Annotated in this window: 22 protein-coding genes; 8 read left to right on the forward strand and 14 right to left on the reverse strand. The window is 40.4% G+C overall.

Going from position 1 to position 25,472, the window contains the following annotated elements; genetic code table 11:
- From P2W83_RS01455 to P2W83_RS01465, 3 genes are all read left to right on the forward strand, one after another.
- A complete protein-coding gene (locus P2W83_RS01455; RefSeq protein WP_276131900.1) occupies window positions 1-192 on the forward strand; it encodes a hypothetical protein in 192 nt (63 codons plus the stop codon).
- Window positions 176-2,605, forward strand: coding sequence for an AAA family ATPase (locus tag P2W83_RS01460; RefSeq protein ID WP_276131901.1), 2,430 nt, complete (start codon window positions 176-178; stop codon window positions 2,603-2,605). Before P2W83_RS01455 ends, P2W83_RS01460 begins: the two co-directional genes overlap by 17 nt.
- Before the next feature lie 141 nt (window positions 2,606-2,746).
- Complete coding sequence (locus P2W83_RS01465) at window positions 2,747-3,877, forward strand: HNH endonuclease signature motif containing protein (RefSeq protein WP_276131902.1); 1,131 nt, start codon at window positions 2,747-2,749, stop codon at window positions 3,875-3,877.
- A 7-nt stretch (window positions 3,878-3,884) separates the two neighbouring features.
- Here the strand turns inward: P2W83_RS01465 and P2W83_RS01470 are convergent, their stop codons facing one another.
- The 3 genes from P2W83_RS01470 to P2W83_RS01480 all read right to left on the reverse strand — a co-directional run bounded on the left by P2W83_RS01470 (window position 3,885) and on the right by P2W83_RS01480 (window position 5,467).
- Window positions 3,885-4,631 carry a hypothetical protein gene (locus tag P2W83_RS01470; RefSeq protein ID WP_276131903.1) on the reverse strand — a complete coding sequence of 249 codons (747 nt, stop codon included), beginning with the start codon at window positions 4,629-4,631 and terminating at the stop codon, window positions 3,885-3,887.
- A 160-nt stretch (window positions 4,632-4,791) separates the two neighbouring features.
- Window positions 4,792-5,025 (reverse strand): hypothetical protein, encoded by a 234-nt coding sequence (locus P2W83_RS01475; protein ID WP_276131904.1) that lies wholly within the window; start codon window positions 5,023-5,025, stop codon window positions 4,792-4,794.
- A 103-nt stretch (window positions 5,026-5,128) separates the two neighbouring features.
- Window positions 5,129-5,467 carry a DUF6876 family protein gene (locus P2W83_RS01480; protein ID WP_276131905.1) on the reverse strand — a complete coding sequence of 113 codons (339 nt, stop codon included), beginning with the start codon at window positions 5,465-5,467 and terminating at the stop codon, window positions 5,129-5,131.
- Between the two features lie 301 nt (window positions 5,468-5,768).
- Here P2W83_RS01480 and P2W83_RS01485 point away from each other — a divergent pair, with 301 nt between their 5' ends.
- The gene (locus P2W83_RS01485; RefSeq protein WP_276131906.1) at window positions 5,769-6,815 is read left to right on the forward strand and encodes a hypothetical protein; all 1,047 of its coding nucleotides are present in this window, start codon (window positions 5,769-5,771) and stop codon (window positions 6,813-6,815) included.
- Window positions 6,816-6,989: 174 nt separating this feature from the next.
- On the opposite strand, the gene P2W83_RS01490 is transcribed toward P2W83_RS01485, so the two are convergent.
- Both P2W83_RS01490 and P2W83_RS01495 read right to left on the reverse strand, forming a co-directional pair.
- On the reverse strand, window positions 6,990-8,204 hold the full coding sequence (locus tag P2W83_RS01490; RefSeq protein WP_276131907.1) for a hypothetical protein: 1,215 nt from the start codon (window positions 8,202-8,204) through the stop codon (window positions 6,990-6,992).
- Window positions 8,205-8,620: 416 nt separating this feature from the next.
- Window positions 8,621-8,854 carry a hypothetical protein gene (locus tag P2W83_RS01495; RefSeq protein WP_276131908.1) on the reverse strand — a complete coding sequence of 78 codons (234 nt, stop codon included), beginning with the start codon at window positions 8,852-8,854 and terminating at the stop codon, window positions 8,621-8,623.
- Window positions 8,855-9,015: 161 nt separating this feature from the next.
- Between P2W83_RS01495 and P2W83_RS01500 the strand changes: the two genes are divergently transcribed.
- The gene (locus P2W83_RS01500; protein WP_276131909.1) at window positions 9,016-9,645 is read left to right on the forward strand and encodes a hypothetical protein; all 630 of its coding nucleotides are present in this window, start codon (window positions 9,016-9,018) and stop codon (window positions 9,643-9,645) included.
- Window positions 9,646-10,931: 1,286 nt separating this feature from the next.
- On the opposite strand, the gene P2W83_RS01505 is transcribed toward P2W83_RS01500, so the two are convergent.
- The 4 genes from P2W83_RS01505 to P2W83_RS01520 all read right to left on the reverse strand — a co-directional run bounded on the left by P2W83_RS01505 (window position 10,932) and on the right by P2W83_RS01520 (window position 17,038).
- On the reverse strand, window positions 10,932-12,824 hold the full coding sequence (locus P2W83_RS01505; protein WP_276131910.1) for a T9SS type A sorting domain-containing protein: 1,893 nt from the start codon (window positions 12,822-12,824) through the stop codon (window positions 10,932-10,934).
- Window positions 12,825-12,849: 25 nt separating this feature from the next.
- Entirely contained in the window at window positions 12,850-14,238 is a 1,389-nt protein-coding gene (locus P2W83_RS01510) for a chloride channel protein (protein ID WP_276131911.1), read from the reverse strand.
- A gap of 200 nt (window positions 14,239-14,438) precedes the next feature.
- Complete coding sequence (locus P2W83_RS01515) at window positions 14,439-14,801, reverse strand: hypothetical protein (protein ID WP_276131912.1); 363 nt, start codon at window positions 14,799-14,801, stop codon at window positions 14,439-14,441.
- 11 nt (window positions 14,802-14,812) lie between these two features.
- The gene (locus P2W83_RS01520; protein WP_276131913.1) at window positions 14,813-17,038 is read right to left on the reverse strand and encodes a bifunctional alpha,alpha-trehalose-phosphate synthase (UDP-forming)/trehalose-phosphatase; all 2,226 of its coding nucleotides are present in this window, start codon (window positions 17,036-17,038) and stop codon (window positions 14,813-14,815) included.
- 681 nt (window positions 17,039-17,719) lie between these two features.
- On the opposite strand from P2W83_RS01520, the gene P2W83_RS01525 reads away from it, so the two are divergent.
- A complete protein-coding gene (locus tag P2W83_RS01525) occupies window positions 17,720-17,845 on the forward strand; it encodes a hypothetical protein (protein ID WP_276131914.1) in 126 nt (41 codons plus the stop codon).
- 164 nt (window positions 17,846-18,009) lie between these two features.
- Window positions 18,010-19,140 carry a Na+/H+ antiporter NhaA gene (gene nhaA, locus P2W83_RS01530; protein WP_276131915.1) on the forward strand — a complete coding sequence of 377 codons (1,131 nt, stop codon included), beginning with the start codon at window positions 18,010-18,012 and terminating at the stop codon, window positions 19,138-19,140.
- A 92-nt stretch (window positions 19,141-19,232) separates the two neighbouring features.
- On the opposite strand, the gene P2W83_RS18660 is transcribed toward nhaA, so the two are convergent.
- The 3 genes from P2W83_RS18660 to P2W83_RS01545 all read right to left on the reverse strand — a co-directional run bounded on the left by P2W83_RS18660 (window position 19,233) and on the right by P2W83_RS01545 (window position 22,561).
- On the reverse strand, window positions 19,233-19,571 hold the full coding sequence (locus tag P2W83_RS18660; protein WP_338090242.1) for a four-helix bundle copper-binding protein: 339 nt from the start codon (window positions 19,569-19,571) through the stop codon (window positions 19,233-19,235).
- Window positions 19,572-19,828: 257 nt separating this feature from the next.
- The gene (locus P2W83_RS01540; protein ID WP_276131916.1) at window positions 19,829-21,991 is read right to left on the reverse strand and encodes a cation:proton antiporter; all 2,163 of its coding nucleotides are present in this window, start codon (window positions 21,989-21,991) and stop codon (window positions 19,829-19,831) included.
- Window positions 21,992-22,009: 18 nt separating this feature from the next.
- A complete protein-coding gene (locus tag P2W83_RS01545; protein WP_276131917.1) occupies window positions 22,010-22,561 on the reverse strand; it encodes a hypothetical protein in 552 nt (183 codons plus the stop codon).
- Between the two features lie 423 nt (window positions 22,562-22,984).
- Here P2W83_RS01545 and P2W83_RS01550 point away from each other — a divergent pair, with 423 nt between their 5' ends.
- Entirely contained in the window at window positions 22,985-23,242 is a 258-nt protein-coding gene (locus tag P2W83_RS01550) for a hypothetical protein (RefSeq protein ID WP_276131918.1), read from the forward strand.
- 212 nt (window positions 23,243-23,454) lie between these two features.
- Here the strand turns inward: P2W83_RS01550 and P2W83_RS01555 are convergent, their stop codons facing one another.
- Together P2W83_RS01555 and P2W83_RS01560 are read right to left on the reverse strand one after the other, a co-directional pair.
- Window positions 23,455-24,966: a hypothetical protein gene (locus P2W83_RS01555; RefSeq protein ID WP_276131919.1), complete on the reverse strand. Its 1,512-nt coding sequence runs from the start codon at window positions 24,964-24,966 to the stop codon at window positions 23,455-23,457.
- A gap of 5 nt (window positions 24,967-24,971) precedes the next feature.
- Window positions 24,972-25,469, reverse strand: coding sequence for a hypothetical protein (locus P2W83_RS01560; RefSeq protein ID WP_276131920.1), 498 nt, complete (start codon window positions 25,467-25,469; stop codon window positions 24,972-24,974).
- Window positions 25,470-25,472 lie beyond the last annotated feature (3 nt).

The raw sequence follows: 25,472 nt of genomic DNA on the forward strand, positions 1-25,472 counted from the left end.
ATGGAAGAAAACAAAATAAAATCGGGAAAGGAAATTTTAGATGAATTCTTCAAAGAAGTCGATTCTATTGAAGACGTAGACAAAGCCATTGCCAATAGTTTAGCAGAATTATATAACAATGGTAAACTTACCGATAAGAACGTGATAAATGAACTTGTAAAAATCAGAAATAACAATGGCAATAAAGATTAAAAACATATCGATAACGGGAATCAGAGGAATACGAACTTCCATTTCGTTGCCATTAAATGAAAAATCCGTATTGCTCTACGGCGACAATGGAACCGGGAAAAGCAGTATTTCAGACGCTATTGAATGGTTTTATACGGACAAAGTCTCACACTTAGCCGGCAGTGAAATTGATTTGAAAGATGCATTACGAAATTCACATCAAGTTGAATCCGACACATCTTCAATTGCCGTTGCATACAACAAAAATGCACTTGATGCAACGAAAAGTTTATTAACTAAAAGGGGGAAGCTAATATCCGAACTATCCAATTCATCGGGAGATTTTCAAAAATATCATACGGAATCTCAGAGTGAGAACTTACTACTTAGGTATCAATTTTTGCGAGATTTTATAGACCAAACTAAAGGAGACAAGCTCAAATACTTATCCGATATTATTGGCTTTTCGGAGGTAACCAAAACAAAAGATGTCCTAAGGAAAGCATTCAACTCGATAAAATCAGAAATAAAAGCTCAAAACTTTGAAGCACAAGTAAATACCCAAAAACAAACTCTCATTGAAAAGATTGGCGCTGCCGTTAGTCAGGAAAAGAATCTTTTTGAAAAGATAAATGAGATTATCGCACCCTTAAAAACAGGCATCAGTGTAAACTCAATTGAAGACGTCGATGTTGTTTTAAATCACATAAAGAAGCCATCCCATCTAGGTCAAGTAGCAGAACTTCAATTTCTAGAAAAAACCAGCAAAACACTTTCAACTCTTAAAGAAGAAATAACATTTATTGATAGTGAATATCAAAAATATTATTCAGAGTTCAACATCATTGCAAATGATGTCCAGAGCATCATGCAAACATTCTTGGCCGAACTCTTGAGGACCGGAGACACAGTAATATCCAAAAAGTTCCATAAAGACAATAGCTGTCCTCTATGTCTTCAGCCTAAAAATCTTGAAGAATTAAGAGCTGACATTCAAAAGAGACTTAAAGATATTGAAGAGTCATCAAAGAAAAAGGCAGCATTCGACACCGCTAAACAATCTGTGAACAATATTGCTACGGAGAGACTGAGGCGTCTGGAAACTATTGCGAATGACACGTTGCTAAATGAACTTAGCAATGAAGAAATAAAGAAGTCAATCAACAATTTAAAGATCAAATTAACCGAATATCAAAAAGCAGCCAATGAAAAGGTTACATCTGGAAACAAATTACCGGCAAATGATATTCTAATCTTAATAGAAAACGATTTCCAAATACAAAACGACATTTCCGAAAGAACTGAAAAAATACAAACTGCCATAAAAAGCGATAATTCAACAGAGCTCTTTGCAAATATATCTGCCGCCAAAGACGCTTTTTTGAAAATTAAACGCTTTGAAAATGACAAAAGCAAACTGGAACATCAAAAAAACACCTTAGAGCTTATTTACAATGAATTTGTAAAGCGACAAAAAGAAAGTTTAGAGAACTTCATAAATAAATTTTCCGGGCACATAAACGGCTTCTATCAGTATATGAATCCTGGTGAACAGTTTCATGAAATCAGGATTGTTACCATTGGCGAAGATGATGAACTAAATGGAATTACGATTGAATATAAATATAACGACGAGTGGGTTTCCCCACCTCAAAAGTACTTCAGCGAATCTCACCTAAATTGCTTTGGTATTTCTTTTTTCCTGGCATCTGTAATTGCATTTAATCAAACTAACAAGTTTATAGTATTAGACGACGTTATATCTAGCTTTGATTCAACACACAGAAAACGTTTTGCGGATCTGCTATTTGAAAAATTTGCGGATTATCAACTAATCCTTCTTACGCACGAAGCTGAATGGTTTAGCTATATCCGACAATTAGCAAAAAAGAAAGGCTGGATAATTGGTCAAATTAAATGGACTGAAACTAATGGGACACATTTAGATGAAAATCCAAATGATTTAAAAGAACTTGTTGAAACCGGCTTGGCTAATGGTACAGTAGAAACACTAGGAAATCCGATAAGAAAATACTTAGAAAGCACACTAAAAGACATTTGCCTGAACTTGGATGTAAAAGTTTCTTTCAGGTTGAATGAGGTGAACGAGAAAAGAATGCCTGACGAATTGCTAAACGAGCTAAAATCAAAAATCAATAAAAGTGGTGGCGCGGATTTAAAATTAAAAACACCAGTTATAGAGCGTGTTTCAAATTCATCTTTACTCGGCAATCTACTTTCTCACGATAATCCGTTCAATCCAAAACTCGGAGATTTAAAGGCTTTTTGGGCAGACATAAAAGAGTTGAAAACGATATTTTACTGCCAAGAATCAACATGCAAGCGGCCGAAAGTTTCAATAAAAAACTATGACAATGTCGCCAAGAAAATAAGATGCGGGTGTGATACAACGAAATATGACTGGAAAGAATAGACACTTTGAATTATTAAGCATTTATTCATCACTACGTGAAACGTGAGGCATCCATAACACTACTAATGCTTAATAGTCACAACAAAACGCTCTATATAAACAACTTACGAGCTATTAATGTATGTATCGATTAATGTCACCATGAACAAAGACCAGTATTTTAAAATAAGTGAGACAAAAAAGCTGCCTAATAGGTGTCCTTTACTAAATATCTGCCAGCGTGCAGCATTTACAAATTATCTATTCTCATATTACAAAGAGGTTCGTCATGGATTAGGAACATGGGAGGATCTAATGAAGAGCCATGGTGACCTGTCAGATAAGTACTTCAATGAAAAAATTGAGGTCCAAGGTGAGGGCCCAACGATTATAAAGGGTGCAAATCACTGGTACTTTCAACGGGCCTGTCCAGAAATTAATTTATTTGAGGATAGCATCGCACACTTTGAAGGTCAGCCCCAAGCATGCACTTCAGGTGACTGGGACAACGAAAGAAGAACAAATAAACTTCAAATCTCCAACTTTAAACATTACAGCGAATGCGCTGAGTTCTCCCACTATCTATACAATAAAAAGCCTTTGAAAATGACCAATACAAAAACCAGAACAAAGATTCCCAAAGAAGCTAAAGTTAGAGCAGAACTACAGAAGGAGATAAACTCATGTTGCCCGTTTTGCGAAAACGATGATGTAGGACATTTCGAGATTCATCACATTGATGAAGACCCATCAAATCATCAAAAGCAAAATCTCCTATTGCTTTGCAGAAACTGTCATTCGAAGATTACCAAAGGAGATATTAGTCAACCCGAGGTGTTTAAGAAGAAGATTTCTCTTCTCTCTAAACCAGTAGTTGCACCGAAAGTAGCCAGTAAAACAGTCAACGTTTCAAATACCCACAATGCTATCGTAGGTGATAAGAACAAAATCACTATAAACAATAACAAGAAGACCGTAAAGCAAAAATATCCACCCGACTGCATCGGTTATGATGCGAAAAAGGCTCTTTATGTTGGCCACCTTATTCAACGCTATAATGAATACAAAGAATATGAAGTTGGAAAAGGAGGCGTCAAATATCATGTCTTCGGCGGACTATTGAAGAAAGAGTTCAATGTACCTGCAACAAGGACAATCTATAATTTGCCAATAGACAAATTTGATGATCTCGTTGCCTATATTCAATCACGAATAAATGGAACTAAATTGGCAAAAGTAAAAGGTCGAGACCATAAGAATTTTTCAACCTTTGAGGAATTTCAAGAAAAATAATTATTATTCAATTATTGGCCTGCTTGTTTTCCTGATAGGTTAAAATGTCGCCCAGATCGTTTTCTTTCAACCTTTCTCTGTTATCAACACCAGCCTGTCTCATCTTCTGCCGTTGAACTGAGCTCATCTGGTTCATTGCCTTTTCTAGTTTCAAGGGTCGTCCGAGTATGAATTGACCTACCGCTGTGTCGGCAATTCCCGCTTCTTTAATAGCAAATAGCCCTCCTGCTGGACTTATCCTGGTATTTAACCACTTACTTTCATCGTATGTCGTCAAAGGAATTATGAAAATAAACCGTGGAAGCTTTAGATAAAACATGCAAAAATCATCTCCGTTGTCTGTAATACCGCTGTCAACCATTCTGGCCAGGTACTGAACCAATCGGGATGGCATTTCAACTTGAATGCTTCCGTCAGGCTGTTCAATATCAACGCCAATCCACATGTGAAGGTGATTGAATTCCGTTGGGGGTTTATCATCTAGCAGGTATTCTGACCATATTTTTTCTGCCCTCAGCACTTCGTTATAAAAAGGAAGACCGCTATGGTCATCTATCAATGAATGGTGCATTAGTCTCCACATAACGGAAACTACAAATTTTAACAATCGTTCATCGTATGAAAAATTGTCGTCCTTGTCAATTACAGGGTAAAATATTGACGCTGCAAAATAGGTTTCAAAATTACCAAACAGTCTTTCACAATCAGTGCAAAGCAATGGCATTTTAAAACCGTCTTGGCGGCGAATGTTCATATTTTCGCCGCTCCGGATATATCCTGTCCCGGAATCCTTAAGCCATTTCAATATAAATTTTGGATAGATATGGCTTTGTTGTAGTGCAGCTTCCTTTCTGCACAGTCTACAAACGGTGTTATGGCTAGCGCTAGTCATTGACTCAATAAAAATACTGATCCTAGACCACAAGAACAATAAGATACTTGACTGGAATAGGTAATTCCCATCCGTCAGGATATTCCACAGTTGCCAAGGAATATCCTATTTCCTTCACGATGCCAACCTGGTCAACTCCAGCAAGAACTAATTGCCTGTAATCCTGAACCGCTTTGTCCGGTGATGAAGTTTCAGCTTTAAACTGCTCTATCTTGTCCGTGTCAAACGTTACCTTATCTCCAATCTTGATTACCATTTCCATTCCTGTTATCTTTTATACCGTAAGTATAGAAGATACTTCTCTCACCAAGAACGCCGGGATTGCTAACGTTTCGCAATTCTTTTAGTTTATGGATTCTTCAATGTTCGCTCGGCAGCAAAACAACATTGCCTTCAACCCAAACAGTAACCTCTTTTGCGCCAAAATCAGTAAATGGAATACCTTGGTGAGCAAGCAACCTATTGTTTCCATCAGTGCAGAGAACAACTGCTGAACCTTCTTCATTGACACCCAAATGCCAAACTTGGAATTCTTCGTTCCTCAATCCAGGCTGATAGGAACAAACCAGGTCCAACAACCAAAAGCAATTAAATGTTTCGCACAGAGCTTGAATGCCATCGGTGTAAAGCATTCCTAAAATGTGCTTGTAATAATTCTCTGTCCCCGTATGTCCTTTGAATTGGTCATTTGCATTCATAAATTCATCTTTTATACTGACGAGTATAGAAGACATTTTCCGAACCAGGAACGCCCAATTGCTAATGTTTCGCAATTAACTATGTAAACCTATATTCCAATAAAGCCGCATAGACGGATTAAATAGAAAATTCAGGTTTTTCATTGACGAAGTTCTGCCCAAAAACATTACGCATGTATCTGGACTGTACCTCCTTTTATGGTTGATAGTTTCCAGAATAAGCTTGTCCGACTGAGGAAACTGGATAATTTTATGTAACGGAGCTCCAATTGATCATTGCATAACCTTTTATCCAAAACTGATGTTTAAGAGTAACCGAGTTTTTATAGCGCTTGATGAACCCACCATCATGGTTGAAAAGGAGTATAATATTTCTGACTTGTTGAAACAGGCTACACAGATAAAGAATCAACAAGACTACACTGCAGCCATCGATTTTTTGGAAGAAACAGACTCAATGTTTGGTTTTTCTGGAAACGAGTACACTCGAGTTGCTAAAAGGCTTATAGACTATTATTCTAGAGATAAAAGCAAAAAACATCTACGTACAGAATTGTATTCAAGAGTGTTTTCCCGAATAGCTCTTTCTCCTTATGAGCCAGTCTATATTGATATTCATAAATTATATGCGGCCAGTTTGCCGTTGGAGGATGGCATCAAGTATCTATTACAGATAATTGACAAGGAAAATTTAGCTGACTATGAGCATAAGCACTTCTATTTTGAGTTAGCCAATAAGTACAAAGACTCTGGGCGATTTGGCGAAGCCAGAGAAATTTATAATCGCTTGTTTAATAAGCTAAACCCAGCAGAGCCGTTTGAATTTAAACGGCTTTATAGCCAGATTTCATTCGAACTATCAGATCTATTTCTGAAGCTTAAACCACTTGATTGGCTTAGGCAGTTCATGTACTTTCGTTCACTTGGTTTTGTGTATGATATTCTCTGCGACATCGATATGACTGTTATGGCTCGATTCTTTCATCGTCGCAAGATATGTGATAAGCGGGAATGGGGAGAGGACGAAACAATTGATGAAGTACTCGATGGGGCTGGATTGGGAGAAAAGAAAGACCCCTACTATAAAAGTCTTTTTGACTATGCATTTCGCAAGATGCCCTTGCAAGTAGGATTTCCCAAAAAGCACTTAGACGAAAACGAGTACAAGAAATTTCAAAGTTCGAAATCATTTATTTACGAGGTAATTAAATTTGATTGTGTCCTTGGAAATGATGGACTGCCTTTACGCGATGAACTGGGGTTGGAAGTAAAAAAGAGGTTTCAATTTGTTGATGAAGTAAATGACTCCGTCAGGAACTTAGTTGATGATATTTTGAATATCGTTTAAGAGTAATTGTGCGATCCTTTGAATTGGTCATTTGCGTTCATAAATCCTCTTTGTATACCTCGAACATAGAAGATGCTGCCAAACAACTGCAACCGGAAAAACGTAAATGTTTCGCAAATTGCCCGCGACTGGGACAATAACCCATTTAAACAAATTCAATATTAAGGGGAAGAATCACAATACAAAAACTTCAAAAGCTGCTCTCCATTTGTCAAAACCATTACCCGGCAGACCATACTGATGCTCTATGATCGTGAAATCAGGATTATCTCGATTATCCTTCCGATAGGCTCTTTTTCGGCTGTTTCTCATTTCTATAATATCATCCTCAATTATTTGCATCGCTTTTGAAAAATCTTCTGCCAATCCGATCCGCCAAATATATGTAGCCTCTTCAGTGTTGTAGGTCTCCCAAACTATATACCTAGCCTTTCCAGTAGCAAGCGCAAAAAGGAAAGAAACTGGCTTTCCTGTCATTTTCAGTTTGACCAATGACTGGTCTTGATTTTCCGCTAAAAACTGCAAATGTTGATGATGTTTTGTCTTGCTCTCCGAAGCAATCTTCTCCATCAACGATTTTAAATCAAGCTTGTCAGGTAAAATGTCTTTAAATACATCTTCTACTACAGCCATCTTATCTAGGGCAATTTTAGACATGGAATCATCAATTGCGTAATCGACGACCTTCTCAATGAGAGAATCATTAATCCTATCTAAATCAGCGGACTCTGCGTGAACCTCTATAACCTCCTCCGCCGTATATTTAATCCTATAGTTGATAACAACCATTTTCTGCCCTAGTTGCTTTGCGAAATATGGTTTTATTGAATCGTACTCTTTACGACTAAAGGGGTTAATTATACGAACTTCAATGTTCCTGCCGATGCTTTTTAGATCTGTAGAATACGAAATCGCGCCGTCGTCAAACTCCAGGTCAGTAATTTTGACCTTCAGCATACCTGAATGACTGAGTTGTTTTGGCGAAGTGCTGTCCAGTGCTGAAGGCTTATTTTGAAACTCTACAACTACCGTTCTCGTAGGCCAATTAGCAAAGGACGTGTCCCCTGGCTCTCTCTTGCTACTACTGACATTGGGTTCCCGCAGCTTTAACGGGCTTCGCAATACTATGCTCTTAACGGCAAGCAATCCGAATATGTCTCTATTGGCACCAGAGTTCGCTAAATAGTCTTCTCTACTCAAAACCCTGCCCAATTCGTATTTTAAAACTAAAGTGGCACTCGCTTTATCATATGAAACTACCCTGCATTGAGTAAATTGCGATTGCAATGTTCCCGAAAACTCCTTCGCAAAAATGAACCTAGTGTTACAATAATATACCTTGTCCTCATGTTTTGCTAAGACCACTATTCTACCTTCAATTGGATGCACAATCTTTATGTTAGAATATAACAATGCTGATCAAGTGGAAGTGGCGCCCAAGAAATGACATAATTATTATTCAAGGCAAATCCAGGTCTTCCGGTGGCTACTGCTGGTACGCCATTCCAATTCAGATTCGTACCAGCGTGAACCTGCCTTCCTTCATGAATAGAAAATGGAGCGTATCCGAAATGAGGAAGATTCGGAGCATTCTGATAGGTTGAATCATTGCTAACAAATAGAACTAGCCCCCGCTCGACGTTATGAAAGCGTTGCTCAAAAATCTCAATTCTCTTTACGTCTTTCCAAAAATCGTAACAACCAATATTCTGTGCTCCATGTTGGCCAAGTAATACCTCCACATTTTCTCCAAATACAAAATGCGGAGTGACCTGATTTCTTGTCTTGTACTTTATCTCTATTGGCTAATAGGTGTTGTTGCTTTCAACAACAATATCGATGTACACATTGTTGACATCATTCCACAAGTAGTCAGGAAGCAACTGGGCTGGGATATGATATTCGAAAAAAACATTGTCATATGCCCCGGTAGCTGCTAAATAATTAAATAGATACAGTTGAATATCCTGTTCTCTAAAGAAAAAAGCCTGCCTCGCGAGTAGTGCTTGTTGTATATGCAATATGATTGTATTCCTCATTGATTACGCGTCCATTTTATTGCCGGGGTATCGCCTTCACTTGGGATAAATAAAAATACATGAATTGCCACATTTTCGCAAGCGATTCGCTAAAGTCTCCCCTTTCCTACCCCGTTTCCGTGTTTTCCCAATACACTCGCTGTATAAAACATCAAAATCGTATGGAAAACACAAAGCAAATTCTGACAGCACTCAAGAAGAATCCCAACATCGCAAAAGCAAAGCTCTCCGAACTAACCGGCATCAAAGGAATCATACTCTATAACCTTTTGAGAAGCCTCAAAACCGAGGGAAAAATCATTGAATTCTTCGATGGCACTGAAACTGTTTACGCCCTCGCTGACACGCTGGCGAAGGAGGAAAAACCTGAAGCAAAAGTTGAAAATCCTGTCGATGAACAAAAACAGGAAGCAGAAACTGAAAAGCCAAAAGTGAGCTTCGAGCTACCCGCACCCTCCAGGGACAATTCAAAGTATAAGTTCCAGGGCGAAGAATACGGTAAGGGGCCATTGGTTCGAGCAGTTATTGGTCAGTACGTCGCTGACAATCCAGGCATGACTTATAAGAAATTAAAAGAAGCGTTCCCTGACGACCTCCTCAAACGTTTTGGCATATTTCAGGATGTTGATACAGCGTTGACTATAGACCCGACCAGCAAGAGGTACTTCTTCAAAGAAGAGCATGTCATCAAACTGAAGGACAAGAAAATCGTTGTCTGCAACCAGTTCACGCTGGCCAACATCCAGCCATTCTTAGCCAAAGCCAAGGAACTTGGTTACAAAATCAAATAGGTCAAATGACCTTTTTCATTCCAAAACCAAGGGATCACATTAAAGAAATACGCACTGTCAATCTTGACATTTTTGTAACTTAAACTGTGCTAACTTCAACATGTTTTCATAGTGATAGGGTTTATAGGGGCTGGTCTGTTCTCAGGCTGGCTTTTTCTTTTCACTTACAGCCACCACAATGCCGCTGCAGCATAGTTAATCGCTCGTTAATGGCATCAATATCCTTTGTTACACCAACTTGATTTTACAGCTTTATGGTCTGGCCGCAAACCAGATAAACACGTCTCTCTCTAATCCCTTTATAAAAAAAGCCTGGCTTATACCGGGCTTTTTTACTTCTACCTATTCCCAACAGGAATCACGTCATTTGGCCTTTAGGAGGTCAACATTGACCTATTTTCTCCTTTCCTAACAATCTACTACTCTATTCACGTTCCGGCAGGAATTTGACTATCCAAAATGCAATTCCCGAACAATCAATGTTGACTCATGGAACGCTTTATCTCCATTTTACCGGCAAAATAACATCGGCTAATATGCGCTTAAGTACTTCTCTCAAGTATTTAAAAGAATATATAGTTCGGTGTTGGCTATAACTTGACCGAACGGGATATTGACAAACCCATTCAACTCATTGGCGGCAGAAGGTTGATTCTGCCAATCGTCGGATAACCCTAAATCCGGGCAACGTTCCTCAAGGCTAACGACCCGGTAGATTACAAGCATGGCCTCTTGGAAAGGCTGTTACTTATCAGTAAAGGGGATGGTATTTCGCTGGCAGGTGAATATAGAAAAGCCTGCCATGCTTAGATTCAGGTTCCAATGGCATGTTGCCTTTTAATAGCACATGCCACCTCCTGTCTCGAAGGGATGCGTACCATCAATCCGGCATGTCATTTCTTACATTCTTATTTATAACTGTAAGGATATTCTTAAAAGGATATAATTGGTATTACCTCTGTAGATACTTCTTCTATCTGAATCTAATAAAGAATATAAATACGGCATAAAATAGGGATGCAAGAATAGGGCCTTGTATGCTCTGCGGAAAGATTAAAGGTCAAATGATGTGCACCATAGATTTTCCAGTGTATAGGTTGGAGAGTTCTCGTAAAACGGTCAGGCATTAACAACTGACATCACGAGAAAACGAAATCGGATGTACGACGTAACGATACATTGAACAAACTCGTTTTTGTTCCGCTGATCTTCTATCATCCATCTAACTTCGACCTAGTATTTCAAAGACGGCAAAAACAACTGAACTGAAACGTGACATGCATGGTTTATTCTTTAGTCAGTTTGATGCTTCTTCTTTCTCCACTTGCAGCCGTCAAGTGCAAGATGTAATTACCGGAAGGCAGGTTAGCTGTATTGATGGATTCTTTGCTGCTGTTGATCACTCCATTGTATACCTGTTGGCCCAGCATGTTCAGTAAAGAGATCTTTGCACCCGTCTCTGCTCCCTCTATGGTAAGCAAGCCGTTCATCGGGTTGGGGTAAATGCTGATGGCACCCATCGCAAGATCGTCTATACCCACCGTGATCACCACCTTCTGACATTTGGTGTCTGTACCACACTCAGAGTACACCGTCACGCATACCATGAACGTGTCGCTGACATTGTATGCATGCGAGGGACTCTTTGCAGTATCCATACCTCCGTCGCCGAAATTCCATTTCAGGCTGTCGTAAGAAGAAGTACCTGTGTAGGTAAAATAACCCACCTTGCCATTAGGAACAACAGCAGTAAAGTTGGCTACTGGTGGCGCAGTGCAACATTGATAACCATACTTCACTACAAAAAAATCGGTACTGCCATTGGTGAAGTAGGGTGTAGTAAGCCCTGTGGCCGTTATACTGGTAGACGTATAACCGCCAATGTACACATTGTTCTTATTATCCTTCGTCATTACAGACCCGGAATTGTAGCCTCCCGTAGCATGCAACTGGTCGAGCTTTACCAGGTTGCCTGCCGTGTCTATAATGACAAACAAAGGGTGTGTAGTACCACCAGGTGGTGATACAATACTGTCTGTTTTATACTTTGCCTTGCCATTAAAAATACCCGACACAGCTATTTTATTACCGGTAAGCAGCTCAATATCCGCAAGGCTATTGACGCCGGTTGAGCCATTTACCTGACGTATCCATTTAACGCTGCCATCGCTTGGATCAACCTTAGATATAGTAGATAAAGCTCCATAAGGATATGTATTAGTTACAGTCAGCCCACCGAGATCAAAAGTTTTCAAGGGATTAGCACCACCAATAACGTATAACCCCTCCTCCGCTTTGAACCGGAGGTTCGCCAGCCCTGTATAGGCTTTCAGTGAATCCAGCCAAAGTATATTGCCTGCCGGGTCGTAGGCAACCAGGTAACTCGCTGATTTGGTAGTGGAACCACCTCCCAAGGCCATCAAAGCATAAATATTGTTGTTTTGTTTATCGATCTCAACTTTCTTAACAAAAAAACCCGTGTCGGCGAGTTGTAGTTTTATTGCACTTAGCAGGTTGCCGTTTACATCGTACTTAATGTCGTAGTTACCTGCTGTAGTAATTACTGAAGGAGCAATTTCCAATCCAGACTTTATGTAATTGTATTGATGAATATTGCCTTGGCCATCTATTGCCAAAGCTCCGGCGGCCGTGCTTGTTGAAGTAAGATTGGCAATAACATCATCCCCTACAAACTTATTCCAAGCATATTGCCCACTCGTATCGAATTTTGCTAAAAACATCGTTTGATACTGAGGGCTGAAAGTTGCGTCATAACCGATTCTTTTGCTATCGCCTATCATGAGGCCGGTTATGTATACCTTACCATTGCCATATACTATCCCTTTGGGTTGGCAACTATTTTTGGCCTCAAGCAACTTAGCAAAACGCATAGTCCCTCCGCAGGTATAGCTGGTAAACAAAATGTGTGGGATTGGATTCATGCTGGTGTTGAAAGCGCTGGCCATAAAAAAAGTATCGGCTTCGATATTATGATCGCCAACCTCAGACAAAACATAGATATTGCCGTTATCGTCCGTGCACATGTGTTTAACTTCCTCGTCCCTATTTTGTATGGCCGCACTGCTGCCACCACCTTTCACCCATTGGTATTTCTGGGCGCGCATAAAAGGCAAAAACAAAAAGCAAAAAGCAAGGGTGAGTGTAGTGTATCTGGTCATAGCTGCAGTTTTAGGTATCATGAATTTAATAAAAAAAACAAGGCTTCCCAATAGGGAAGCCCTGTTGCAAAACAATTAGTGACTGATGGTGAGCCTTTGGGTATGGATGGCTTTGCCGTTTTCTTCCATACGCACCAGGTACACACCGGGTATCCAGCCCGCTAGCAAGCATTAGGTAGAATATTACGCTATGCCTGTCCGTCATTTCCAGCACCAGAATTGCTGATGTAAAAGGGGTTCTAGTGACCCCTGTAAGAAACCCCACCATTCCACTTAGAATCAGCAAATTGGCATTTGCACCGGTAAAATGAAGAATTTCCGATAGTAAACTCCCAATCGAAGCACCTGCAGAAAGTGAGGGTGCAAAAATACCTCCCGCACCGCCCACTGAAAAGGACAATACCGGTCCTAACACTCTTGCAAAACACGTTACGATACCTAGGTATTTTTCCTTTGTAAATAGTGTTTGATTAAGTAAGTCTTTGCCTGACCCAAGAATGTATATATCAAAAAAATAGGCAACAGTTGCAACGATAAGACCGACACACAGGATGAACGCAATCGACTTTGCAATAGATAACTTTCGCTTCCAATTCAATAGCATAAGGATAGAACTGCACATTAAGGCGCCTCCGATGCCTGCGATAATTGCCACGACAAAGACACCGAAAAAGATTAATGAGCCTGTTGATTTCACATCAGGGTATCCAAGAAATAAATAGGGTCCGAGCATTGCCTGAGCAGTAAGCCCTGCAATAATCACAGAAGTAAAAAGTGCCGTCCTAAAAAGACTTATGTGGACTTTAGCCAACTCTTCTATAGCGAACACAATTCCGCCTAATGGCGTATTAAAAGCCGCTGCCAGCCCCGCGGCCGCACCAGTCAATAAAAAACTTCGTTGTGAGAGTTTGGGCCAGGACTCTGGTATCCGATTACTTACAGACTTGAAAATCGAACCAGCTATTTGTATTGTCGGTCCTTCACGTCCAATAGCACCACCTCCCAAGACCATAAACATGCTGGAAATTATTTTTGTAGACGCAATTCGCAGACTCAACAATTTCGACACTTTATGGGAATTTTTACCCGATGATATTTCAATTGCAGCCATTACCTGGGGAATCCCGCTACCACCTGCATTGGGCTCAATTATTTTTACAAGCAGCCATGAAATAAGGAATGCTAGTGGAGCTAAAATAAAAATTCCACTTTTATGCCATTCAAGCAGTCTGTGGAGGAATTGATCTGTTTTGTCGAAAAGAAATGTATAGACTACAGCAACTGTACCGGTAATGCTGGCGGCTATCCAAAAAGGAATCGCTTCAAGAATATTTGCCCTTATACGAGCATTGGTGGCAACATCAAAAGTATACTTCAGCTTCTCCCGGATGGATAGCTTCAGGCGTTTTCTCATTTTCTAATCTTCGCTTTATTTGACACAATGTATTTCTAGCTAACAGTTAATCCTGACGAACAAGCTTTGCATTATTCAACAATTATCATCGACTATGCTTTGTAACATCAAATGTCGTCCTACGGCACATCTTCAAGTTGCCGTTCATTTATTGTTACTTATCATTATATCTCTTCACCGTAACAAGTTCTGCTAAAAGTTCACCCTGAATAAGCTTGATTATTGTGGGACCTGGTATTCTTATAAAGTACTTTAAACTCCTCAATGCTTTCCGACGCGTTCATTAATGTAGTCACAGCAATCATTTGAGCTTGAACATACAGAAAATCACTAATCGTGCTAATTGGCGGAGGAAATGGCAAGTGCTGCAATCTGTCACTAATGGAAAGCTTTGTGTTGCCGCTTAAGGGTTTTAGAATATACTCTTCGATAATCCAACCGTAAGTTTTCCGTTTTTCAGCAAGCACAACTTCATCTGGATCATATTCCCATCCATATAGTCTGTGAACAGCCTGTAAGAATTTCTCTGTTAAAACGTCACTTTCTTTTGTTATATTAAACATAATTAAAGATATTAAATGGCCAAATTTGCCAAAGCGGTACCAGATAACATTTCAAGCATTGACAATACCATATGCGGCGTGTGCAAATTGTATTTCGCATAAGATGCCTCAGATCCAACTTTAATTGTGAAAGCCCTGGAGTCGCGTGCCAAAATAGCGAACATGTCCTCGTCAGTTGTATCATCGCCGCATGCCAAAACAAAATCGCACTTAATATTATTTAGGAGCCTTTTTACTGCCGTGCCTTTATTTATCCCTTTATTACGCACCTCAATAACTTTATGTCCTCGTATAACCTGGATATTCAGGTTGTTCGTATAATCTAATAGTTCACTAAATAATTCGGTTGCTCTCACTGTCCCTTGTTCCTCATCGGCATTTCGATAATGCCATGCGACAGAGAAATCCTTTACCTCGACAAAGGAATTAACGCAGCGTTTCGCATATGAGATCATAACGGCCTGAATTGGTTCAAGCCATTCATCACTGATGGAAGGTTCTCGCACCCAGGTACCGCCATTCAATTTGAAGCTAGCACCATGTTCAGAAATAATATTTACAGGTAAGTCACCCAACCATTGATCTAGCGTTCTACTATCTCGCCCGCTAATGATGTTTACATCATTCCTCTTATCTGATCCTAGAGTACTCAGTATTTCTAATATGTTTTTTGTCGGTTCAGCAGCTAATGGATGTGACTTCAATTGCATCAAAGTGCCATCGTAATCAAGCAGAAGAAGTCGCCTGGTTGCAGACTGAAAGCTACTAACAAGTTCAATTTTGGAATTGCTATCAAGGAATTTAATTTCAAAGTCATTTTGTTTATTCTTTACATTAAGCAACTGCTCAATAAAGTCAGCTGCCCAAGTTCGCACGTCATATTCGCGTAATCTTGACTGCATGTTTGTTATTCTCCTCGACTGCTGTTCCTTACTCAATTCTAATCCCTGTTTTATTTTTTGAGCTATCTCAGCAGTATCGTTCGGATTTATTATCAAAGAATCCGTCAGTTCTCGGGCTGCTCCAGCCATTTCGCTTAAAATCAGTACGCCGCATTTATCCTTTCTACTTGCTACAAATTCTTTTGCTACTAGGTTCATACCATCTCTCAACGGCGTGATTAGTGCAAGGTCACAAGCTGTATATAAAGCAAGAAGTTCTGAAAAGTCCAGATTGTTGTACTGATAAATAACAGGTTGCCAGTTAATATTGCCAATGCGGCTGTTGAGATCTCCTATGTATTCATCAATCATCTTTTTCCTTTCCGCATATTTGGAAATCGTATCCCTGGACGGCACAACAACCATAACAAATACTACTTTTTCCCTGAATTCTGGAAAATCCGACAGAAATTGCTCATAAGCGCGTAACCTACTTGATACCCCTTTTGTATAGTCCAACCTATCGACCGAAAAAATAATCTTTCGGCTTTGAAATTGTTCTTTTAAAACATTGCGACGTTCTACAATAGATTTCGCACTATACGATTCATGAAATTTTTCAAAGTCTATACTGATGGGAAATATATCCACTTTAACAAGGCGGCTATTGTAACGTATTGTATGCATATCATTACTCAATCCGAGAATCATTTGCACAGATTTAAGGAAATGGCCTGCGTAGTCGATGGTGTGAAACCCTATCAGATCCGCGCCAAGCATACCCTTAATTAACGCCTTTTGCCATGCTCTAGGCATTATTCTGAATATCTCAAAAGACGGAAATGGTATGTGAAGAAAAAAACCTATTGTGAGTTCAGGAAATTGTTCGCGTAACATTTCCGCCAAAGGCAATAAGTGATAGTCATGGATCCAGACGATGTCATTGGGATGCAGATGCGTGGCTAATACATCAGCAAAAGCTCTATTTGCCTGGATATACGCCTCAAAATGCAAGTCCTTATACTCGGCGTAAGACGGAAAATAATGAAACAAAGGCCATATCATTGAATTAGAAAGGCCATTGTAGTAGCTTTCGTAAACCTTTTTGCCTATAAATACTGGTTTATAGGTATAGCCCGACTCAGGAATTTTATCTTCCAGTTTCGCCCAGGTGCCAAAGCTACATTCAGGAGCGCCTACCCATATCTTTTCGGTAACGTCAACGATGTTATTCTTGTTACCATTCAAATAACTACTAATTGCCGAAACCAATCCTCCCGACGAAACGCTAATCTGTTCGTCATTTTGAATGTTGACTGGTAATCTGTTAGACACTATAAAAAGTCGCTTTTGCATACTGTTGCTTTTATGCATCTATAAGAGATGCGGGTTTACGATGGATAACTAATGACCACGCCGGGTACGCAAACTCGAGTTCTTCTTTTTCAAATAAAGCAGCAATGTCAAAAAGATCAATTGCTGTTGATCCATGTAGAAATTGTAATTCGAATTTTCTACGTAATAAACAAATTCAACATCAAGGCTCGAATTGCTGAAGCCTACAAAATGTCCTCGGTCGAAGACGACATTGTTTCTTGTTTCAATTATTTGTCGCACTAAGTTCGGCAATGCCTCCAACTTGACATGCGGAGTCATAAACTACCCCAATTTCGACTGTACTATTCTAATAACCATGTTTCCAAATATTTCCCATAAATATTCTTGGGCCGTAAACAACGGCGTTAAGATTTTGCACAGTATATAATACCCGCTGAAAGTATGGCAGTATGCCTAAAAGAATACGAACGCTATATGAAATAGCAAGAAGTGTATCAGGCGACGGTATAGGTAAAACACAAAGGTAAGGAATGATTATGCAGCACCTCGGCTTTTAAGCATATTTTAATAGAATAATAACGTGATAGCAAATCGCGAGTATTACATCACGACACCTTTTCAAAGGAACCGATTTATACATGGTAAGCAATAGATAGTGCAATATCGTCGCCTAATCGTTCTCAACAATCTTCGTCTGTAATGGTAAAACAGAAAGAAGTGTCGTGCCAGAATAAGGTATCCGATGCCGTCGAGACCAGCATTGTGAATGGCGATCACACTAATAAAATTGTTAGTTATATCAATGTCATGCAGCTGATTGATTAGTGATTATTTGCTGGGGTGTTATTTTAGCCGTTCCCAAAGCAATGTTTTATTAAAAGCAATTGGCTCGCCCAGAAACAAAACACGCCACTAATTGTACTTTTGAAGCCATGCTTAGAGTAATAAAACGCCTAAAGCTCTTTCGACGAACATTTATATCTCCGGTCATGGAATTCATCCACGATAGCCGTGCCATAGGTATTGTTCTTATCAGTGTCACCTTTTTATCACTGTTGATTAGTAACTCCCGCTGGGGTTCAGGGTATATCGCTTTTTGGGAACGGCAATTGCATGTAAATATTCCCCTTCATGTGCCTCATTCAATCCTGCACATAATAAACGACGGTCTAATGGCTTTATTCTTCTTCCTGGTTGGATTGGAGATAAAGCGTGAGCTTCTGGTGGGTGAGCTTTCGAGCTTAAAAAAATCAGTGCTCCCAATAATAGCAGCAGTTGGCGGTATGGTGGTACCTGCTGCCTTTTATGGACTTTGGTGCGGTAGTTCTCCATTTAGTAGCGGATGGGGAATACCAATGGCGACGGATATTGCTTTTTCGCTGGGTGTACTGTCACTTTTAGGGAAACGAGCACCGCTACAATTGCGAATATTCCTTACCGCACTCGCTATCATCGACGATCTGGGAGGTATCCTCGCTATCGCCGTGTTTTATACTGCGTCTATTAATTTACCGTACCTATTCGCGGCTTTAGGTTTATTCTTTGCGTTATGCTTGCTGAACTATTTAAAGATAACCAGGTACCGCACCTACTTCATACTCGGGATAGTTCTCTGGTACTTGGTTTACAATTCAGGAATTCATGCAACAATTGCCGGAATACTTCTGGCCTTTGCCATCCCACTGCAAAAGATCAATAAACTTGAACATACCCTGCATGACCCTGTGAACTTTATTATTCTTCCAATTTTTGCGCTTGCGAACACGGCCATTATAATTCCTAATGAGTTGGGTTTCATTTATTCGTCGATAGTTCATCATGGAATCTTTATGGGGCTTGTTTTAGGTAAACCAATCGGAATTTTTGTGTTTAGCATCGTAGCTGTCCGTTTAGGCGTTGGCGCTTTACCAGAGAACGTAGAATGGAAACACATTTGGGGAATGGGCATGATAGCAGGGATAGGGTTTACCATGTCGATATTTATCGCCACTCTGGCTTATGAATTGCCAGGCATTCAGCTAATAGCAAAAGTTTCAGTGATTGGTGCTTCGTTAGTTTCTGGCATGCTGGGCTTTGCTTACCTTAAATGGCTAAACTCAAATTCAGTCGAACGAAAATAGTATGGCAACTTATGTGCACTCCAATGACAAGACTGCTATAATTTGCTCATTTACAGGGAAAATAATTTTCCATCTAGATATTTATTGAGTTACTATGCAGCCGCATCGAACATTTTGGCACATTCTTCGGCGCACGCCCTGCAAACATCGGCGCACTGTTTACAATGATTCGCAGCATGTTTGCCACATTCGTCGCCGCAAGCTCTGCAGATGTTAGAACACAAGCTACATATCTGTTGAGCAAGCTGGCCGTTTATACTCATCACCTGCGCTGCCGCATAGCATATTGCAGCACACTCCATGTCCAATTGAATGCAGTGAGCCATTTTCTTTACCTCTTCTTCTTGCAAGCACGCAGAAGCACAATAGTTGCATGCCAACGCACACTTTAGACAGGCATCAATGCATTTTTGATAAGATTGATTTTTCATAGATAATTTTCTAAAGAACAGACTTGTTCTGGTAAAAGATGTGTGCCATCGTGCACACGCTAATTGAATTTTAATGTGCTGTGTTAAATGAATAATTAGCGCTTAACCTGTTAAGATGTCTATTATATTTGTCTGAAATGAGCAATTTTCGATATTAATGATTAGTGGAACCTTGGTGTGGGAGTGGCGAGACTACTCTTTCGAAGAGCTTATTAGTGATCAGTGCACCTACGTGATATAGGAATAGTATAATATTGCTATTTTTTAAATATTCCCCTTAAATACTTACCGACATTTCCTATTGCTTCTACTTGATCAGAAATGGTTTCGATCAGAGAACTATCCACCTGCTCTATGTCTTCCATGTTGATGCCCGATTCGATCTGCTTCGGATATAACAGTATAAAACTGTTGGTGGTGAAATAACTAGATAAATAATGAGGTAGTCTACTCAGCTGCGGTATGTACGAGCTGTTGCCTTTTCGGGAGGAAATGATGACAAACAGGTCATTTGTTTTCACTTCACCACTGAAGACCAGAAAATCGTCCCAATTGTTAAAGTCGTTGAAAGAAATGCTTAGTGCTTCACCGTTGTGTTGCGTAACTCCCTGAATAAACGAAAGCGTTTGTGTTTCGGCATAGAACGTTATCATCATACCACCCTCTTTTGCAAACGCCAATAGCTTGTGCAGCCAGTGAAGAAAACCTGCTTCTGTTTCGGCTTTTGGAGGCGCCACTACGACCAGGCGCTTTAGTGTGTTGAGCGGCTGAACTGGTTTATAGATGTACACCGTTTCAAAGGTATCCCTGATAATGGCTTCTGTTTTCTCTCCAAGAAATGTTTTTGCATCTGCACCTTTATGTAGACCAAGAACGATATCAGTGACGTTGTGTTCCCGGATCGAATACACAATACCGTTGCTTATACTGGAATCATATCGTGTAATCGAGATAATATTATTGCCTGAACCCGCGGCTTGCGAAACTGCCTTTTCGAGTATTTTTTGTCCTGTTCGTTTACTGGTATCAGAAATATTATCGTCATCGATTACATGGAGCCCGTACAAAGGCACTTCAGCTTTCTTTGGACGTAGTCTTATACCCAAGTCAACCAAGTCAGGCACTAGCTCTGAATAAGCTAAGGAGAGAAGGATCTTTTCATCACTTTCCGCTTCAGAAATTTCAGCCCCATCATTTTCCTCTAATGCAAGATCTTTCGAGGCTTTTTCAACTACAAAAGAACTGAGGGCGCAGCTAACGAGGATGAGAAGGATTGTGCCATTGAGCACGTCTTCATTTAATAATCTGATGGGCTCTCCAGCATCGGACTCACCGATGATGATATTGTAGCCGACAAGGATGATTGCCAGTGTGGCTGCCGCATGCGAAGAACTAAGTCCCTGGATAAGCTTACGCTCTATTTTTGAAAGGCCGAACACTTTTTGAGTGAACAGCGAAGCGAGGTAACGTGTGATGATGGATATGCAGATAATCACTGCTGCAACTTTCAGTGGGCCCCACCCCTTGGCAAATACGGCTATATCCACCAGCATGCCTATACTAATAAGGAAGAAGGGGATGAAGATCGCATTGCCTACAAAGTTTATTCGGTTCATGAGTGGTGATGAATGCGGCACAAAGCGATTTAAAACAAGGCCAGACAAAAATGCACCAATGATTGGTTCCAGCCCCGCAGCTTGTGCAAGAAATGAAGCCAGAAACACCATGGCAAGTATGAAGATGTATTGGGAAACGCTGTCTTCGTAGTTTTTAAAAAACCAGCGGGTGATTAGCGGAAAAATGAACAACACTATGGCTACAAAAATTACTGATGACACACTTAAACGGACCCAAAAAGCCGAAGAAACTTCTCCTTTTGCCATTCCTGCTATGGCTGCGAGCGTAAACAGAGCAAGTACATCGGTTATTAGCGTCCCGCCAATAGTGAGTGTAACTGCACGATTACGCGTTATGCCATATTTACTGGCGATGGGATATGAAACCAGTGTATGTGTTGACAGCATACTGGCCAGGAGCAGCGAAGAGATGAAACTATATTCGAGAAGGAAATAGCCAGCAACTGTGCCCAGCAACATGGGCAATAGAAAAACAGTCAACCCGAAAAATATAATTGTCTTCTTATTCTTTTTGAACTCCGCAATGTCCATTTCCAATCCTGCCAAAAACATGATGTATAGAAGTCCTACCGTCCCAAATAAAACAATACTACTATCACGATTCAGAAGGTTTAATCCGTAAGGTCCTACGATTACACCAGCAACAATGAGACCTATAATATGAGGGACTTTTATTTTGTTGAGCAGAATAGGAGCGAAAAGAATAATAAAAAGAACCAGTGAAAATATGATCACAGGACTTTTTAAAGGAAGAGAAAGATCTAATGCGGATAGTAATACCATACTTGAACTATTGGTGAATTACAATGCTTTTTCGGCAGACAGGGCGTAAACAATCTTGCAATCAGGTCGATTTATTTCCCTTGTCCCTTCCATGTTGCCCTTTTCAGTAAAAGAAAGCGAGACATTAATGGAATTTTCGTGAGCCAGGCGTAATCCATCACCGCTGTTATAATTGCCATTATATATGCGCGCTAACGTCTTGTCGGCATAGGCTTTCACAGTGACGGAATTGGCTTCACCATATTCTATATCCCAGTGTTCCACCTTGATATCACCTATTGCAGAACCCTCACAGGTTGTTTCAGTGCAGTTCATTTTCACCAACCATCTGCCGACGATCCTTGGCTCGTATTGGTTTGAGGAATCGGCAATTTTGTACGTACTGTCCCGGGACAGTTCCCTGGCGAGCAAAGCTTTTTCTTTTTCAGCCAGTTGTTGTTCCTTTAATAATAGCTTGGATTGCACTACCTCTATTTCCTGTTCTTTTCGAGCAATGGTCTGTTCTCGTTCTTTAAACCCGCAGCTGTGTAGGAAGATTGCCAAGAAGCAAAAGCAGAAAAAAAATCTCATGGAAAATTGTTTTTGCACCAAAGAGGTGTGTTCAAGGTACAAAAAGACACCCCCAGTAATGCTAAAATAATGTGAACATTATAAATTACAACAACTAAAGACACTGTGAGATTTATCCAACTTACACTTAACTGAATGAATACCAACGCTATAATGTGTATTGAGTTCCTTGAATAAAACGTCTAGAGTATTTCCATAATCAATAATTGAACAGCAGTGATCCAATTCATTTCAATTTCTCATTCAAAGAGGGCAAAAACCAATCGTGCGTTTCTTTTATGTAATACTGACATTCACCACTTAATAATCAGAAATCGCCCTTATCCCAATAGTTGCCCAGGCTAAATATAGACCTGAATAGCAACACGCTAATCTTTTGCAAACAGCATCGAGCCGATCACCCTGTCGGCTATATTCACTTATATGAGTGATGAACAGAAAAATGGCCTTTTTTCACAAGAACTCCTTGATAAGTTCAGGTATTTCCTTCACGACCATAGTTCTGAAAGAATGTGTCGTAACCTTCGAAAAGTCTTCTTTGACTATATGCGCCAGCAGCATGCCGGCCTGGACGTCCATTTTGACACCATACTTGACGACGTAGAGGCTCTGATGGATTTCCTTGACATCTGCTCAGATGAAACAAAAGACTGGAAGAACAAGCTCCAAAACACTTCATAAGAAGCGCAGAGAGTTATGCTGTATTTTCTTTACGTGCCACCATCCCACCTCACTTATTCGCACGGTTTCTTGGGAGACGGTTTTGCTCTCTTTAATCTCAAAAACCACTGAAAAGAAATACAAAAAAGGGCTGTTTAATTCAGCCCTTTTTATCGTATTCAGTCACGACGTAGCTTTTATACATTTATTGCCTTTCATCTTGATTATAGGCTCTACGCAGCTCGCCCTTGTCGCTCGACGTTTAAACCATCCAGAAACCCGCCTGGGTCTTTTTTAAACTCATCGAACATTAAAAATGTTTGCATCAAGCTATCTTCTTCACCTTTCAGATATTTTGCAATAACATGGTATGGATATACAAGCAGCGTCAAACCTTGAATAACCAAACCTACACGGCTGCCGACTAAATTTTCTTCATCGTCTGAAGGTATCCAACGTGCACCATGAGCTTCAACCATACATTGCCCAAAGGCCGTTCCCCAGCTCATTATTTTCGTGTTTCTATCCGCCACCTCAGCGTCGTTAAAACCATCTTTAATGCCATAGCTGAAATAACGTTCTATCCATTCTACCAATTCCTTACCATAATCGTGAGGGAACTTTGCTTGGTCCTTTATGGCATATACCATCTCAGTCATACGATTATGGAATGCCTCATCATCGTTATCGTGCCCCTCTTGCACAGCCGGAGTTGTAGCATGAGGCCGTTCCCACTCCACCGCCAGCTTAAAAGGATGAGCGCTCTTATCATTTAGGGATTCCATTTCTTCGGACATAGCCGGCATTGAGAACCTTTCTTTGCCTTCACAGTTTGGCAAGTCCTCTGTCGTTCCCGTTAAGAGCGACCTGATGCCCCAGAACGCAACCGCCAGGTTGAACTTATTGTCATCAAAGAGAAATCCTTCGACTTGCCGGAATGGATAAAAAGACAGCTTGTTATCCTTTACAGTAAACTCCAGCTTATAGTCCATCATATCTTCCGCATCGAGACACCATTTGCCATCGAAGGGTTTTACGAAACAATTGCCGTATAACGAGCTTATCCGAAGTATAACATTGGTTTGCTCTTCTTTCGTGAAACTGAGGTACTCTTCCCGGTAGCCTTTATTTATGACGTCGGTCAGTTCATTTACGTATTGCTCCCCAAAAGGTTGCCTAATACCTAAAAAGTCCTTTTCCATACCAGGAAGCAGTCCGCAATAGAGATACCGGCTATCAATCGTCATAGGCCGATCAGTTTCTGATGGTTCGTGTTGTTCGGTCAATCTTATCCATTCAGCAGCAACATCCATATTCTTGTCGCAGCCATCCGCCTTCTTAAATTCAAGAAAACGATATAGCAGTGATTTTGTTTCCGGATTCTCAAGAAAGGTCCTGGCCTCTTTGAAAGGAAAAATTTTCCGTTTGTCGCCATTTATTGAAAAATGCACAGAATAGTCCAATGGGTCATCGCTCGTAGCACTCCACTTGCCTCTAAAGCAAGTGACAAGGCAAGTGCCAAAAACTGCTCCAAACTGGAGATAGTATGCTTTTCTATGAGTGGTATCCGCCGTTCGGTATTCCTTTACCTCCTGCCCCTTCTCTAGTTGCGCCAAAATTCGTTCATTATATGGCGGTCGCAAGCCGCCATATCTACGATATACTTCCATTGCTGCCGCGACAACTCCGGCCGGGTCAAAAATATCGTTCTTCTTCTTTTTGTAACCACCTTTTACACGATTCATTGTTTTTAGCTGCGTTCGATCAGCTCACGTTTATTTGTTTCATAAATTCTCATCCAACTATACGGATGTGCTTTACCTTCGAGTACCTTCAATATTGCACTATCAATAAAACCCCTCTTGGGATGCTCAAGAAAAGTTTGAACAGTTGCGTACGGAGAAAAGGTTGAGCCGTCATGGTGCATTAACACCGGCAATTGTTCACCATCACCTTTATACCACCGAAAAAATGGATTGATGTTATTGATTATCTTCCCTAGATATATCCCAAAGTCGGTGATCAGGTAAGTCCTCAGCCAGGCTGGTGCCGTTTCGAATTGAACCTTCCAGGCTGCCTTGGCCATTAAATCTTCGAGGTCTTTGACATGAACGTCAGCAGGGACTTCATCTGATACTCTTGGCCCTAAATCCGCCACCTCATCTTGGTACTCTACGAATTTCTCTTTCTCTGTTTGCGTGACCAACTGCGCTACTATCTCGTCGGTCATTTGTTCTTGTTCTTTCATTCT

Origin of the sequence: Polluticoccus soli, assembly GCF_029269745.1 — a bacterium.
GTDB classification, from domain to species: Bacteria; Bacteroidota; Bacteroidia; order Chitinophagales; family Chitinophagaceae; genus Polluticoccus; species Polluticoccus soli.

What these genes read in the sequence shown, in the direction of transcription:
- P2W83_RS01500 (WP_276131909.1), top strand. Translation starts at nt 9,016, where the DNA reads ATGGAAAACACAAAGCAAATTCTGACAGCACTCAAGAAGAATCCCAAC.
- P2W83_RS01460 (WP_276131901.1), top strand. Translation starts at nt 176, where the DNA reads ATGGCAATAAAGATTAAAAACATATCGATAACGGGAATCAGAGGAATA.
- P2W83_RS01525 (WP_276131914.1), top strand. Translation starts at nt 17,720, where the DNA reads ATGGTAAAACAGAAAGAAGTGTCGTGCCAGAATAAGGTATCCGATGCC.
- P2W83_RS01540 (WP_276131916.1), bottom strand. Translation starts at nt 21,991, where the DNA reads ATGGTATTACTATCCGCATTAGATCTTTCTCTTCCTTTAAAAAGTCCT.
- P2W83_RS01485 (WP_276131906.1), top strand. Translation starts at nt 5,769, where the DNA reads ATGTTTAAGAGTAACCGAGTTTTTATAGCGCTTGATGAACCCACCATC.
- nhaA (WP_276131915.1), top strand. Translation starts at nt 18,010, where the DNA reads ATGGAATTCATCCACGATAGCCGTGCCATAGGTATTGTTCTTATCAGT.
- P2W83_RS01505 (WP_276131910.1), bottom strand. Translation starts at nt 12,824, where the DNA reads ATGACCAGATACACTACACTCACCCTTGCTTTTTGCTTTTTGTTTTTG.
- P2W83_RS01480 (WP_276131905.1), bottom strand. Translation starts at nt 5,467, where the DNA reads ATGAATGCAAATGACCAATTCAAAGGACATACGGGGACAGAGAATTAT.
- P2W83_RS01545 (WP_276131917.1), bottom strand. Translation starts at nt 22,561, where the DNA reads ATGAGATTTTTTTTCTGCTTTTGCTTCTTGGCAATCTTCCTACACAGC.
- P2W83_RS01455 (WP_276131900.1), top strand. Translation starts at nt 1, where the DNA reads ATGGAAGAAAACAAAATAAAATCGGGAAAGGAAATTTTAGATGAATTC.
- P2W83_RS01515 (WP_276131912.1), bottom strand. Translation starts at nt 14,801, where the DNA reads ATGTTTAATATAACAAAAGAAAGTGACGTTTTAACAGAGAAATTCTTA.
- P2W83_RS01475 (WP_276131904.1), bottom strand. Translation starts at nt 5,025, where the DNA reads ATGGTAATCAAGATTGGAGATAAGGTAACGTTTGACACGGACAAGATA.
- P2W83_RS01495 (WP_276131908.1), bottom strand. Translation starts at nt 8,854, where the DNA reads ATGAGGAATACAATCATATTGCATATACAACAAGCACTACTCGCGAGG.
- P2W83_RS01560 (WP_276131920.1), bottom strand. Translation starts at nt 25,469, where the DNA reads ATGAAAGAACAAGAACAAATGACCGACGAGATAGTAGCGCAGTTGGTC.
- P2W83_RS01550 (WP_276131918.1), top strand. Translation starts at nt 22,985, where the DNA reads ATGAGTGATGAACAGAAAAATGGCCTTTTTTCACAAGAACTCCTTGAT.
- P2W83_RS18660 (WP_338090242.1), bottom strand. Translation starts at nt 19,571, where the DNA reads ATGAAAAATCAATCTTATCAAAAATGCATTGATGCCTGTCTAAAGTGT.
- P2W83_RS01520 (WP_276131913.1), bottom strand. Translation starts at nt 17,038, where the DNA reads ATGCAAAAGCGACTTTTTATAGTGTCTAACAGATTACCAGTCAACATT.
- P2W83_RS01465 (WP_276131902.1), top strand. Translation starts at nt 2,747, where the DNA reads ATGAACAAAGACCAGTATTTTAAAATAAGTGAGACAAAAAAGCTGCCT.
- P2W83_RS01555 (WP_276131919.1), bottom strand. Translation starts at nt 24,966, where the DNA reads ATGAATCGTGTAAAAGGTGGTTACAAAAAGAAGAAGAACGATATTTTT.
- P2W83_RS01510 (WP_276131911.1), bottom strand. Translation starts at nt 14,238, where the DNA reads ATGAGAAAACGCCTGAAGCTATCCATCCGGGAGAAGCTGAAGTATACT.
- P2W83_RS01470 (WP_276131903.1), bottom strand. Translation starts at nt 4,631, where the DNA reads ATGAACATTCGCCGCCAAGACGGTTTTAAAATGCCATTGCTTTGCACT.